Raw genomic sequence first — 13564 nt, 5'->3', positions numbered from 1 at the left:
GAAATATTTTAAAAGGCCAGCATTTATTGCTGGCCTTTTAATTTGTAGAATTAATCTCATTTCACCATTATAAACTTTATATGGATATAAGGAATAAGAGAGGAGAGATTTCCGCTCTAGGCGAACGCTTTCCGTGGGGTGAGCGATAAGCCATCACCCATCGCTAACGCGCGTGGTTGTGATGTCTTATCTGTCTCACTCATCCCACTGCATAGCTATCAAGTTAAGAAAAATTTACGTCATTCACTCTCATATGAACTGGTATTTTTGAAAATTAGACCATATGAAATTAACACTTTTTGGTTTAACCAAAAAATGTGAGTTTAATTTCTTTCTATACAGGGCATAGAATACTAACTGTAATTTGCACCGAGTATAATCAATGGATCCTTTTCAGGTGGCCCTTTTGTTTTCAATGCATGTTTACAAAGAGCACCATGAAACCTTTTCAGTACCCCATTGGTAAGCTTGGTGTATTTTTTTATGCTTTCAAACATCAAGCGAATAAAGCGTAGTGCAACTGAGATGCCCTTTTGAATGCTTATCTCTATTCTAGATTTCTCTAGCAAGAATAAACGTGCCTGATAAGTTGTTGTAGTTGTGATTAGAAACAATAATAAATGAGCGAAAAAATGACATAGGACACGTTCTTCCTTTATCTGTTTATAAAAAGTGGTCGGGAAATTAGATTTCCATCCTTTAAACAATAACTCGATCTGCCAGCGCAATCGGTAAAGGTCCATCACTTTCTCAGCTGGGATAGTATCCGGGAGGTTTGTCATAATAATCGTCGCCCCATCTAGCGCTCTTACGTGCTCCTTTGTCTGGTAACGTGAATGTTTACGTTTATACTGATCACTTTTATCTTGTTCCTCTGTATGGCGATACAAAATTAAACGGGTAGGGAATTTATAGTCATACCCCACATAAACTTCCTCCCATTCCCTTACGGAGCCACGCTCCATTTGTTCCAGGTGCTCTGCCAAAGATTCCTTCTGATAAAAAGAGGATTTGACGACCCTGCCATCGGCATGGTAACGAGGGTTGGGATTCCCTGTATAGATAGAACAATCTGGTCGAACTCTAGAGACGAAATAGCCCCCGGACTCATCAATTTTTTGGAAGGTGGGTAGATGGAAATAACCCAAGTCTTGTAGAAATAAATCGCCAGGTGAGACCGTCTCTAATCGATTCTTCCCATATAGAGAATCGTTTTCCTTTCCGTTCATCCAGTCAGCCAATATGAACTGTCCTGTCAGGAATTCATACTCCAGTTGGCATTTTAATTCGGCTCGATAGACGCCAGGAAAAGTCTCCTTCAAATCCGAAGGAAGGGAATGGATGGTCGCGTCTATTATACGGATCCTCTCACAAAATTTTCGTAGTTCGTCACTGATCGGCAACTGATAATTTAACTCCACTTGTATAAAATGTTCCAAACACTTTTTTAGAAATACGATTAATTCTTTATTTAAACGTTGGTTTATTGCCTCTGGAGTCATAGAAATATGACAGGTTTCTTCTAATGACAGGCTGAGCTCGCGTAGCGAACTGCCGGCCAGGTTTCCGCAATGATAAAGAAGGATGTGGAGAAATGAATACGCATCAAGCTTTCGTTTTCGTTTGATCCATCCTGATTCTTTGGCCCAACAATCCAACTTATCTGGGGAAAATAGTTTATACAATTGTTCCATTAAGAGTTTCCATTCGTCTAAATCTGTTTTTTTCATGTGAAGCACCTCCTGTTGGTTAGTTTTCTATACCAACCTCGAGGGTTTTTATAAACTTCTTAACTTGATAGCTATGTCATCCCACTGGAGTCGCCGCCTGCGCTACAATCATAGGGGGTGTGGCACAAAAGAAGAGATTATAAATTGCTTGCTACAAACATTATCTTTAAGCTTACTTTAACTTCATCTATTAAAATGCTCCTCATTTGAACAAGCAACTTCACCAAAATTATCAAAGTATATCTAACACACGATTATAAAATGAAAGATAAAATAGGAAACAAAACAAGTAAGACTACCATACTTTGAATGAAAGTTGATATTATATCTTTTTTCCAAGTGTTATTTTTGGGATAACGGTTGTTCAATCTTTGAAAGATGAGTAGGAAACCCCACCAAATGAATAAATTTATTAAGAACTGACTGATGTTATCATAGAGCATAAATCTCCCTCCAAACTAGCCTACTTTAAATACGTGTCCCTTGCAAAGAAGTTCTAAGAAAATTGATTTAAATGAATCTTTTTAAATAGTTTCCAAATATTTTGTTCATAACCTTGGGCGTATTTTCTAAATAAACATTAATTTGTTCTATGTTCGATTGAAGTTTATTGGAGTTTCTTTCATCTGTCGGAAAATCAGATATTCCTTTAATAATAATGCATTCAACATCATTCTTCTTGCAGATATAAGCAATTGCGCTCGCTTCTGTATCGGCAATTGTTATTTCGTGATCTTTAAGTTCTAAATAGTCCTCCCACATAACAACTGCTTTATCAGCAGTGCCAATGGTTCCTGTATAAAAATCATCTCCATATTTAGATAAATCAATATCGACTATGAAGGAGGGTTTAATAAAAGGCTCAATTTCTTTTACTGTACAATCATATTGAACGGCTTTATTGGGTACAAAAATATCCAAATTTCTGTACTTCTCATCTATTCCTGCGCATGTTCCGGCAACGATCACTTTAGTTAAATCAAATTTAGAAATCATATACTGATTGCCACCAACACCATTTACTTTTCTTACACCTGTACTATAAAAAACAAGTTCAGTATCATTAATTGTTCTTATGAAATAATCACCGTATGGGTAACTGAAACGTACGTTATTTTTTATGCTAAAGTACTCCAAGGTCGCTTCGTATTCCCACTTCGTTGCAATGCTTATTCCAATCATCGATTTATCACCCTACAAATAAAGTTTGTCCCCTACACGTTTTAATTTCATTTTTTATCATTTGACTATTCTTTTTTTACTCTGTTCATTACCTATTAAACATTAATAGGCAAATATCCTTTTTTACTAGCTCGCTTCCGCACATTTAAATGTAACATTTCACGAAAGATATCCACGCTTCGAAAAACACCCCTTATCTAAGCCGTGCCAAAAAGAAATAGTCAGTTTTGAAATTTTTGAAACTTTCCTTCATCAGGTCCGTAAAATAACTATACATAGAGAAGGGGGAAAAATATGAGTACAAAAAGATTGTTAACTATTATCGCTGTATCTATTGTTGGCATTGTTCTTCTATCCGCAGTATTTACATCTTGGTATACAGTAGATGAATCCGAACAAGCAATAGTCATTACATTTGGAGATGCAAGCGAGCCAATAACAGAATCAGGATTGAAATTTAAGTTTCCTTGGCCAATACAGAAGGTAGAAAAGCTATCGAAAGAAACCTTCAGTTTACAGTTTGGTTATAAGCAAGACGCGAATGGGGAAATCACTTCTTATGACAAGGATACTAAAATGATTACTGGAGACGACAATATCGTTTTAACAGACTTGGTTGTTCAGTATAAAATCACAGATCCTAAAGCATACTTGTTTAATTCTGAAAATCCAAAGGAAATGTTACATGATGCAACCTCAGCATCTATTCGTTCAGTAATCGGAAATTCGAAAATTGATGATGCTTTAACTTCAGGTAAGGCTCAAATTGAAGCAGATACAAATGAGTTGCTTGCTTCATTGATTAATAAATATGAAATTGGTATTACTGTGTTGACGGTAAAGCTACAAGACGTAGAGCTTCCGAATGCAGAAGTTAGGGCTGCATTTACAGCGGTAACGGATGCGGAAGAAACTAAAAATACAAAAGTAAACCAGGCAGAAAAGTATGTAAATGAAAAGGTTAGTGTGGCTGAAGGTGAAGTTGATGCTATTAAATCAGAGGCTATAGGCTACCAAACAGCACGTATTGAACAGGCAAAAGGAGATGTTGCCTTATTTGATAAGCTATATGCCGAATATCAAAATAATAAGGAAATCACTAGACAGCGATTAGTAATGGAAACATTGGAAGCTGTTTTGCCTAATGCTAAAATTTATATAATGAATGATGAAGGTGGGACGATGAAGTATTTACCACTTCAACAAATAGAGTCCTCTAAACAAAGTGCACCACCGCCTAGCACTACTACTGAGAAAAAGCCTGAAGAAGGGAGTGGACAATAATGTCAGATAACAACAACCCTTTTGCAAATTTAGAGTCAAAGTTTAAAACTGTGCCTAACAAACCTAAAAAAGAAAAGACTCCCATTGATTATAAAAAGCATACTAAATCGTTCATTTCAATTTTTGTAGTCTTTGTACTTGCAGTAATTGCCCTCGCTAATATATATGTAGTCAAGGAGGGGGAATATAGAGTTATTCGTCAGTTCGGTGAGATTAAAAGTATTAAAGATTCTCCCGGCTTGCATATGAAAATACCATTTATACAAAGTGTAACTACCATTCCAAAATACCAAATGAATCATAATTTATCTGAGGCAGAGATCAATACAATGGATAAGCGACGTATAATTATCGATAATTATGCAGTTTGGAGAGTAGTCAATCCAAAGGACATGATTTCTAATGCTGGTAACATAGTAAATGCAAGCTCTCGTATGGAGGAATTTATTTATTCAGTAGTGCGATCAGAGCTGGGTCAATTAAATTATAGTGAAATCATTAATGATGAAAATTCATCTCGTGGTAGTTTAAATGACCAGATTACTAAAGAAGTAAATGAACTTCTATCTAAAGATAAATATGGAATAGAAGTAGTAGATGTACGTATTAAAAGAACTGACCTGCCAGAAGAAAATGAGCAGTCTGTATATAACGAGATGATTTCCGACCGTGAAAGTGTTGCTCAAAAGTTTTTGTCTACTGGTGATGCTGATAAGAGAAGAATTGAAGCGGAAACGGATAGTACAGTTACGAAGATGATAGCTGAAGCTAAAAAAGAGGCTGCTCTTCTAAGAGCTGAAGGGGATGCGGAGGCTGCAAGAATTTATAATACTAGCTTTTCAAAGGACCCTGAATTTTATTCTTTATATAGAACGTTAGAATCCTATAAGAAGACAATCGGTGAAGATACAATGATTGTTATTCCGTCCGATTCACCTTATGCCAACATCCTATCTGGATACTTAGAATAGTATATGAATCGTCATTCCCCTTACTGTCGTGGTAAGATATAGGGAATGACGATTTTATTTTATTTAATAAAAAAGCTTTGTTAAAGTTATTGGTTGATTTAGAATAACAATTTTTTTATTGTGACTATAAACATGCGCACAGGAACTTTCAAATGGCTATTAAGAACATAAATAGATGATGAAATTGGGATTGGTGACAGTTTTTCTGCTTTATTTATGCGAGTAAATTTTTTAGCGATCAATGCTAAAGCTGTTCCCATTTATTGATTGGAGCGCCAGACGGCAACTCCTACGGGATGAGTGAGACAGATAAGACACCACAACCACGCGCGCTAGCGATGGGTGGTGGCTTATCGCTCACCCCGAGGAAAGCGTCCGGCTGGGGCGGAAATCAATTCTACTCTCTGATCTAAGATTTCTTTGGATTATAAATCAACCCTAACCTTTAACATCGCCAATAAAAAATATTTTAAATACTAGTAAATGTAAAACAATATAACTAAGGAGTGAATAATTCATGTCATCTGAAAAAATTCTATTATTAGATGGGAATAGTTTAGCTTATCGTGCATTCTTTGCCCTTCCTTTATTAACGAACGAACATGGAATACATACAAACGCTGTTTACGGCTTTACAATGATGCTTCAAAAAATTATGGATGAAGAGAATCCTACACACATGCTCGTGGCATTTGATGCAGGAAAAACTACCTTCCGCCATTCCACTTTTGAAGAATATAAGGGAGGAAGACAGAAGACTCCACCCGAGCTTTCAGAGCAATTTCCATATTTACGCAAGCTTATAGATGCTTATGGCATTAAACGATATGAGCTGGAAATGTACGAGGCAGACGATATTATAGGGACTCTAAGTCGACAGGCTGAAAAGAAGGGACAGCAGGTTGTCATTGTGTCAGGTGACAAGGATTTAACTCAGCTAGCTACTGATTCGACTACAGTGTATATTACGAGAAAAGGAATAACAGACATAGAGAAATATACACCAGAGCACGTTCAAGAAAAATACGGACTTACACCACTTCAAATCATCGATATGAAGGGATTAATGGGGGATTCCTCTGATAACATTCCGGGAGTTCCAGGCGTTGGTGAAAAAACAGCCATTAAACTTTTAAAGGAGCATGGATCTGTTGAGCAACTATACCAAGCACTCGATTCAGTTAGTGGTGCTAAGCTAAAAGAAAAGCTTATAGCCAATGAAGAGCAGGCGAAGATGAGCAAGGAGCTTGCAACTATTGAAATAAACGCTCCTATCGAGGTGTCACTTGAGGATATCACTTATAGTGGTCCAAACATGGATGACGTCATTTCCATATGGAAGGAGCTATCCTTTAAAACTTTATTGGAAAAAACGGAGTATGTGGCAGAGGAGCATTCTACCACGGAAACGACTTTTGAAATTGTAGAGAACGTGAACTCTAGTTTCTTAGTAGATGAAATGTCCCTGCACCTAGAATTATATGATGAACAGTACCATAGAGCGGATTTATTGGGCATTGCATTGTCAGATGGGGAAAAATCTTATTTTATTCCTGGCGAAACAGCTTTCCAATCAAAAGAATTTTGTGCTTGGCTAGAGGATGAGTCCAAAATAAAATATGTGGTGGATTCAAAAGCAACGCAAGCAGTAAGTAGAAAACATGGAGTAAGCATTGCTGGGGTGGAGTTTGACCTAACACTGGCAGCCTATATAGATAATGCATCTTTGACTGCAGATGATGTTGCAACAATAGGGAAAGAATATGGTTATTATAACGTATTAAGCAATGAGCAAATTTACGGAAAAGGAGCCAAAAAGTCTGTTCCCGAGCAAGAGAAGCTTGCGGAGCATGCCACTAGAAAGGCACTGGCTTTATGGCATTTAAAACCTATACTTGAAAAGAAATTAAAAGAAAATGAACAATTTAAGCTCTACAAGGAACTGGAATTACCACTAGCATCTATTTTAGGAACAATGGAATCGGATGGAGTAAAGGTGGATAAGCAAGTACTTGTTGAGATGGGACATGATTTAGAAATCAAGCTGAAGCAAATTGAAGGTGACATCCATGCTTTAGCGGGAGAAGCATTTAATATTAATTCACCAAAGCAGCTTGGCGTTATCCTTTTTGAAAAACTAGGGCTGCCACCTATTAAGAAAACGAAGACTGGCTATTCTACAGCAGCTGATGTGTTAGAGAAACTAGCTAGTGAGCATGAAATTATTGAACAGATTCTAATGTACCGTCAATTAGGGAAGTTAAATTCAACCTATATCGAAGGACTTTTAAAAGAAATCCATGAGAGTGACGGGAAAATTCATACGAGATACCAACAGGCGCTTACAACAACAGGACGCTTAAGCTCTATCAACCCTAACTTACAAAACATTCCAATCCGTCTTGAGGAAGGTAGAAAAATTCGTAAAGCGTTTGTACCAAGTAATCCTGAATGGGTTATGTTTGCAGCCGATTATTCTCAAATAGAGCTACGAGTGCTTGCCCATATGGCAGAGGATGCAAACTTGATGGAAGCCTTTAAGAATAATATGGACATCCATACTAAAACAGCTATGGATGTATTCCATGTCGAGGCTGACGCTGTCGATTCAAATATGCGCCGCGCAGCAAAAGCAGTTAACTTTGGTATCGTTTATGGAATTAGTGATTACGGTCTATCTCAAAGCTTAGATATTACTCGTAAAGAAGCTGCTATATTTATCGAAAAGTATTTGAAAAGCTTCCCAGGGGTAAAGGAATATATGGATGACAGTATTCAAACAGCTAAGCAAAAAGGGTTCGTTACGACCATTTTGAATCGCAGAAGATATTTGCCGGAAATAACTAGCTCTAATTTTAATTTGAGAAGCTTTGCTGAACGCACAGCTATGAACACGCCTATACAAGGAAGCGCAGCAGATATCATTAAAAAAGCGATGATTGATATGGCAGCACGACTTAAAAAAGAAAACATGCAAACCAAGATGCTTCTTCAAGTACATGATGAGCTAATATTCGAGGCTCCTCCAGAAGAGATTGCACTGCTTGAGAAGATTGTTCCTGAGGTAATGGAATCTGCGATTGAGCTAAACGTTCCTCTAAAAGTGGAGTATGCATTTGGATCATCTTGGTACGATACAAAGTAAGGAGTTTTATGTATGCCAGAATTACCAGAGGTGGAAGGTGTTGTTCGAGGACTTCAGCCTGTTGTCACAGGTAAGTTGATTCAATCAGTGGATGTTTCTCCAACCATCATAAAATCAAAGCAAGTTGGAAAGGAAGCTATTATCAAGGGAGCAGACGTGGAGTCATTCCAGGCTGCTCTTCCTGGTATGGTGATCGCTCGAATTGAACGTCGCTCGAAATATATTTACTTTCATTTGAAAAACCAAAATGGAGAACCATTTCTGCTTGTTTCTCATTTGGGTATGTCAGGTGCTTGGTTCTATGTAAGGACCTTGGATGACATCTTAGAGGAAAAGTTTAAAAAGCATAGTCACGTCACGCTTAACTTTGAAGAGGGAGACATGCTTGTATATGCGGACATACGTCGCTTTGGCGAGCTGCGTCTATTAGAAACAGAGGCAGATTATCCCCCATTACTTTTGATGGCCCCTGAGCCTTTTGCTGATCATGCACTAGAGCATTTCCTCTATATGAGCAGCTTACCTCGTTATGAAAACAAGGCAATCAAGGAATTTATAATGGATGGTCATGTCGTTTCAGGCTGTGGCAACATATATGCTACAGAGGCATTATTTAATCTTAGAATACATCCTGCACGGACAGTAAAAAGAATTAGTAAAGCTAGAAAAATTCAGTTGTTCCATGAAATTGTAGCAGTGCTATTAGACAGCATTGAAAATGGTGGAAGTACTATTTCAGATTATCGTTCTATAAATGGCGGAGCAGGAACGATGCAGCATAGACTACAAATGTATAGTAAAAAAAGCTGCCCAATCTGTGGGAAGGCTACTAAGCAGAAAACAATAGCTGGCCGAACATCTACCTATTGTGGTTCGTGTCAAAAGTAATGGAGGATTCATCATGATTATTGGTTTGACTGGAAGTATTGCCAGCGGTAAAAGTACAGTAGCAAATATGTTGAAGGAAATGAACTATCCGATTATTGATGCAGATCTTGTAGCAAGAATCGTTGTGGAAAAAGGAACAGATGCTCTTCAAGCAATAACGGAGGTTTTTGGAGACGAGATACTTAATGTGGATGGTGAACTAAATCGTCCGAAGCTAGGTGAAATAATTTTTTCTTCGCCCGCCCAAAGAAAGCAGCTGAATGATATCATGCATCCAGCCATTCGAGCGGAAATGATGAGACAAAAAGAGGAAATGTTACTAGCAGGTCATCCGGTTATTATTATGGATATCCCATTGCTTTTTGAAAGTAAGCTACAATCTTACGTGGATAAAATTATTGTCGTTACAGTATCAGAAGAAACTCAACTGAACAGGCTAATGGCTAGAAATAATTATTCCAAAGAGGAAGCTAAAGCAAGAATTCAATCTCAGTTGCCTTTGTCTATTAAGGAGAAGGGCGCAGATGCTGTCATTTATAATAACGGCACTTTGGAGTCAACTAGGGAGCAACTAGAAAAAATTCTTAGAGCTTGGAAGTAATAATTATTTGAAAATAACGAATTTAAAAACAGGGTATTTTAAGGCTACATAATTCTAAAATTGTGTTATACTAATGCATGAATATAAAAGAAAAAGTATCACACGTTATAGGAGGACTTATTATATGTCAGCTTCAATTGCAATCAATGGTTTTGGAAGAATCGGTAGAATGGTATTTCGCCAAGCGATCGTACAAGAGGAACTTAATGTAGTAGCTATTAATGCTAGATACCCATTAGAAACTTTAGCTCACCTAATAAGATATGATTCTACACATGGAACTTTCTCTGGAGAAATTGAGATTGGGGATAATGCTCTAATCGTAAATGGTAAACATGTACAGATCGTCAACGAGCGTGAGCCAGAAAAGCTTCCATGGAAAGAATTGAATGTAGATATCGTAATTGAATCTACAGGTAAATTTAATGATGGAGAAAAAGCTTCTGGTCACATAAAAGCTGGGGCTAAGAAGGTTGTTATTACAGCGCCTGCCAAAAATGAAGACGCAACGATTGTCATTGGTGTAAACGATGAAAAGCTAGACGTAGTAAATCACCAAATCATCTCAAATGCAAGCTGTACAACTAATTGTTTGGCACCAGTAGTAAAAGTATTAAACGATGCCTTTGGTATTGAAAACGGTTTAATGACTACAGTTCATGCCTATACAAATGACCAAAATAATTTAGATAATCCCCATAAAGATTTAAGACGTGCGCGTTCATGCGGGCAATCTATTATTCCTACTTCGACCGGTGCAGCGAAAGCCCTTTCACTTGTATTGCCAGAGCTAGAAGGAAAGATTCATGGAATGGCTTTACGCGTTCCTACTCCTAATGTTTCTTTAGTAGATTTAGTTGTGGATGTTCAACAAGAAGTGACAGCGGAAGAAGTAAATGCTGCGTTCCAAAAAGCAGCCGAGGGCTCTATGAAGGGCATTTTGGGAATTACGCATGAGCCATTGGTTTCGATTGATTTCAATACAACTACTAATTCTAGTACTGTAGATGGACTGACTACTATGGTAATGGGTAAAACAAAAGTTAAAGTACTTGCTTGGTATGATAATGAATGGGGTTATTCTGCAAGAGTGGTAGACTTAGCTAAAAAAGTTGCAAGTGGATTGTAATATCGGAATAACTTATTATTTAATTTAATTGAGTCTGACATTATGCTTTACTAATGAATATTTTTTCCTAATATTAACATAATACCTACCTCTTTCTAGTATTACTAGAAAGAGGTTTTTATATTGCACTATTAGTTAAAATGTTTTATAATGGAAATCGTGTACTTCTAGTACATAGACTACTTAAAGGGTTAGGACCTCTTAGGACTAACTTTCCCCCGTGGTAGTCAACTTTGATGTTAAAAATAAAACTTATCAAAGGGGGAAACGGACATTGGAGACAATGGGACGTCACATTATTGCAGAACTATGGGAGTGCGATTTCGACAAACTTAACGATATGCAATTTATCGAACAAACATTTGTTGATGCTGCACTAAAATCAGGTGCAGAAGTTAGAGAAGTTGCATTTCACAAATTTGCACCACAAGGTGTAAGTGGAGTCGTTATAATTTCCGAGTCGCATCTAACGATTCACAGCTTTCCAGAGCACGGTTATGCAAGCATTGATGTGTATACTTGTGGTGATTTAGATCCATCAATCGCGGCTAACTATATTGCAGATGCTCTTAATGCTGGAACACGCGAAACGCTCGAAATGCCACGTGGAATGGGTCCAGTCAAGGCACCTAAAGAACGCATGACAGTTCAAGTGTAATGAAACATGAACAAAACTGAGTGAGCAGAGGAATTTATTCCTCTGCTTTTTCGATTTTATGAGGAAAAGTTGTTATAATAGGTATACAAAATTAAAGCAAACGTTTAGGAGAGGTTCTATGAAATGCCCAGCATGCCAATTTAATGGCACTAAAGTGGTCGATTCCAGACCGATAGATGATAATAAGGCAATTAGAAGAAGGAGAGAGTGTGAGGATTGTGGGTTTCGCTTCACGACCTTTGAAAAGGTAGAGGAAACTCCTTTAATTGTCGTAAAGAAAGATGGATCTCGTGAAGAATTCAGCCGAGAGAAAATATTGCGAGGGCTAATACGTGCATGTGAGAAGAGACCTGTTGCACTTGACCAATTAGAGGAAGTTGTGTTTTATATTGAAAAGGAACTAAGAAGAACAGGTAACTCTGAAGTTAAATCAGAGGAAGTTGGCGAAAAGGTCATGGACAAGCTTGCTGAGATTGATGAGGTTGCCTATGTAAGATTCGCTTCCGTATATCGCCAGTTTAAAGACATAAATGTTTTCATTGATGAGTTAAAGGAGATCTTAAAAAAGAATCCTTCATTATAAGCAATTATTTAAGGAGTAGGTAAACAAGTGATGTTATATAAGGAGCTACACTCGACAGATACATATATGATTCGCTTGCCGTATTCTTTTTCTGATTATGATCGTCAGCTGCTAACGTTATTTTATCAGCCACTAGTCGGAGCAGAAAGCATGAGCCTTTATTTGACGTTATGGGCTGATGGAGAAATGCAAAGTGAAAACCAATGGACACATTATCATTTATTAAATGTCCTTGGCTTATCATTGGGGAAAGTTTTTCAAGCGAGAATAGCACTAGAAGCAATTGGTCTGCTGCGCACTTGGCAAAAGCCCAATGGAGATGGACGCAGCTTCTGCTATGAACTTGAAGCTCCTCTAGATGCGGAATCTTTTCTAAAGGATCCTTTGTTATCCATGTTCCTACTAAACAAAATTGGGGAAAGTGCATATAAACAGCTTAGAAGCCGTTACATTCAAACGTCTAACTGGCAACATGAGTATACAGACGTCTCAAGAACCTTTGTGGATGTTTTTAAACCAACTACTAAAACAGGTTTACCTGCATCAACGGAAGAAAATTTCCAGTCAAAGACACGAAATAGTTCTGTACCTTTCTATTACGAGGATTTCGATTTCTCCTTGCTGCAAGATGGCCTATCTGAGCAACTGGTTCCGAAGTCTGCCATGACAACAGAAGCTAAGGAAGTAATTGCAAAGCTTGCATTTTTGTATAATCTATCGCCAGTAGAAATGCAAAAGGTCGTTATTCTAGCTTTGGATGATGAACTTCGTCTTTCGGATGCTAGATTGAAAAAAGCTTGTGCAGAGTATTATAAGCTAACGGTCTCTCGCACTGCCCCAGTTATTCAAAAAATAGAACCAGCTTCGAAAGTAGTACAAACAGACGAAAAGAAACTAACCAAAGAAGAAGAGCTGATTCAATATTTGGAAACGACTGCTCCTGCAAAGGTCTTGAAGGATATTGCTAATGGGAAAGAACCTATACTTGCAGACGTTCAGTTAGCCAATTATTTTGTCACGCATTATAAAATGCCGATCGGGGTAGTTAATGTTCTGTTACAGTATGTGCTTCTTCGTACAGACATGAAGCTGACGAAGAATTATGCTGAAAAGATTGCTTCTCACTGGATGCGTAAGGACGTTAAGACAGCTAAGGAAGCTATGGAATTAGCAAGAAACGAGCACGAGCAGTACATGAAATGGAAAAGCGAAGGATCTAAGCAAAAGACATATTCGAAAAAACCGACTAGAGAAGAAAAGGTGCCAGATTGGTTTTATAAAAAAGATGACGAGTTAAAGCGTACAGGAAAAGAAACGAATGGCATACAAGATATAGATGCTGAAAGACAAAAGCTATTAGAAGAACTAGGAATGATGAAAAGGTAGGTGAAGG

General features: G+C 37.6%; 11 protein-coding genes. 9 read left to right on the top strand and 2 right to left on the bottom strand.

What is annotated here, in order from left to right:
• Positions 1-353: 353 nt before the first annotated feature.
• Both HF876_RS12070 and HF876_RS12065 read right to left on the bottom strand, forming a co-directional pair.
• Positions 354-1730 (bottom strand): IS4 family transposase, encoded by a 1377-nt coding sequence (locus tag HF876_RS12070; protein WP_169360310.1) that lies wholly within the window; start codon positions 1728-1730, stop codon positions 354-356.
• A gap of 510 nt (positions 1731-2240) precedes the next feature.
• The gene (locus HF876_RS12065; RefSeq protein ID WP_169360309.1) at positions 2241-2912 is read right to left on the bottom strand and encodes a 5'-methylthioadenosine/S-adenosylhomocysteine nucleosidase family protein; all 672 of its coding nucleotides are present in this window, start codon (positions 2910-2912) and stop codon (positions 2241-2243) included.
• A gap of 294 nt (positions 2913-3206) precedes the next feature.
• On the opposite strand from HF876_RS12065, the gene hflK reads away from it, so the two are divergent.
• The 9 genes from hflK (at position 3207) to HF876_RS12020 (ending at position 13557) form a co-directional block, all read left to right on the top strand.
• Positions 3207-4196: an FtsH protease activity modulator HflK gene (hflK, locus tag HF876_RS12060; RefSeq protein ID WP_169360308.1), complete on the top strand. Its 990-nt coding sequence runs from the start codon at positions 3207-3209 to the stop codon at positions 4194-4196.
• Positions 4196-5167, top strand: a complete 972-nt coding sequence (gene hflC / locus HF876_RS12055) for a protease modulator HflC (protein WP_169360307.1) — start codon at positions 4196-4198, stop codon at positions 5165-5167. Before hflK ends, hflC begins: the two co-directional genes overlap by 1 nt.
• A gap of 517 nt (positions 5168-5684) precedes the next feature.
• On the top strand, positions 5685-8312 hold the full coding sequence (gene polA / locus HF876_RS12050; RefSeq protein WP_169360306.1) for a DNA polymerase I: 2628 nt from the start codon (positions 5685-5687) through the stop codon (positions 8310-8312).
• A gap of 12 nt (positions 8313-8324) precedes the next feature.
• A complete protein-coding gene (mutM, locus tag HF876_RS12045; protein WP_169360305.1) occupies positions 8325-9200 on the top strand; it encodes a bifunctional DNA-formamidopyrimidine glycosylase/DNA-(apurinic or apyrimidinic site) lyase in 876 nt (291 codons plus the stop codon).
• A 13-nt stretch (positions 9201-9213) separates the two neighbouring features.
• Positions 9214-9801 carry a dephospho-CoA kinase gene (gene coaE, locus HF876_RS12040; protein WP_169360304.1) on the top strand — a complete coding sequence of 196 codons (588 nt, stop codon included), beginning with the start codon at positions 9214-9216 and terminating at the stop codon, positions 9799-9801.
• Positions 9802-9925: 124 nt separating this feature from the next.
• Entirely contained in the window at positions 9926-10930 is a 1005-nt protein-coding gene (locus HF876_RS12035) for a glyceraldehyde-3-phosphate dehydrogenase (protein WP_169360303.1), read from the top strand.
• Between the two features lie 274 nt (positions 10931-11204).
• Positions 11205-11588 carry an adenosylmethionine decarboxylase gene (gene speD / locus HF876_RS12030; RefSeq protein WP_169360302.1) on the top strand — a complete coding sequence of 128 codons (384 nt, stop codon included), beginning with the start codon at positions 11205-11207 and terminating at the stop codon, positions 11586-11588.
• A 118-nt stretch (positions 11589-11706) separates the two neighbouring features.
• Entirely contained in the window at positions 11707-12171 is a 465-nt protein-coding gene (nrdR, locus tag HF876_RS12025) for a transcriptional regulator NrdR (RefSeq protein WP_169360301.1), read from the top strand.
• Positions 12172-12201: 30 nt separating this feature from the next.
• On the top strand, positions 12202-13557 hold the full coding sequence (locus tag HF876_RS12020) for a replication initiation and membrane attachment family protein (protein WP_169360329.1): 1356 nt from the start codon (positions 12202-12204) through the stop codon (positions 13555-13557).
• The last annotated feature ends 7 nt before the right edge of the window (positions 13558-13564 follow it).

Origin of the sequence: Psychrobacillus sp. BL-248-WT-3 (assembly GCF_012843435.1) — a bacterium.
GTDB lineage: Bacteria > Bacillota > Bacilli > Bacillales_A > Planococcaceae > Psychrobacillus.
This window is presented reverse-complemented; position numbering and strand designations above follow the sequence as displayed.

Excerpts from the sequence above, each read along its gene's own strand:
- polA (WP_169360306.1), top strand. The coding sequence starts at position 5,685 with ATGTCATCTGAAAAAATTCTATTATTAGATGGGAATAGTTTAGCTTAT.
- hflC (WP_169360307.1), top strand. The coding sequence starts at position 4,196 with ATGTCAGATAACAACAACCCTTTTGCAAATTTAGAGTCAAAGTTTAAA.
- HF876_RS12065 (WP_169360309.1), bottom strand. The coding sequence starts at position 2,912 with ATGATTGGAATAAGCATTGCAACGAAGTGGGAATACGAAGCGACCTTG.
- hflK (WP_169360308.1), top strand. The coding sequence starts at position 3,207 with ATGAGTACAAAAAGATTGTTAACTATTATCGCTGTATCTATTGTTGGC.
- coaE (WP_169360304.1), top strand. The coding sequence starts at position 9,214 with ATGATTATTGGTTTGACTGGAAGTATTGCCAGCGGTAAAAGTACAGTA.
- HF876_RS12020 (WP_169360329.1), top strand. The coding sequence starts at position 12,202 with ATGTTATATAAGGAGCTACACTCGACAGATACATATATGATTCGCTTG.
- nrdR (WP_169360301.1), top strand. The coding sequence starts at position 11,707 with ATGAAATGCCCAGCATGCCAATTTAATGGCACTAAAGTGGTCGATTCC.
- mutM (WP_169360305.1), top strand. The coding sequence starts at position 8,325 with ATGCCAGAATTACCAGAGGTGGAAGGTGTTGTTCGAGGACTTCAGCCT.
- HF876_RS12035 (WP_169360303.1), top strand. The coding sequence starts at position 9,926 with ATGTCAGCTTCAATTGCAATCAATGGTTTTGGAAGAATCGGTAGAATG.
- HF876_RS12070 (WP_169360310.1), bottom strand. The coding sequence starts at position 1,730 with ATGAAAAAAACAGATTTAGACGAATGGAAACTCTTAATGGAACAATTG.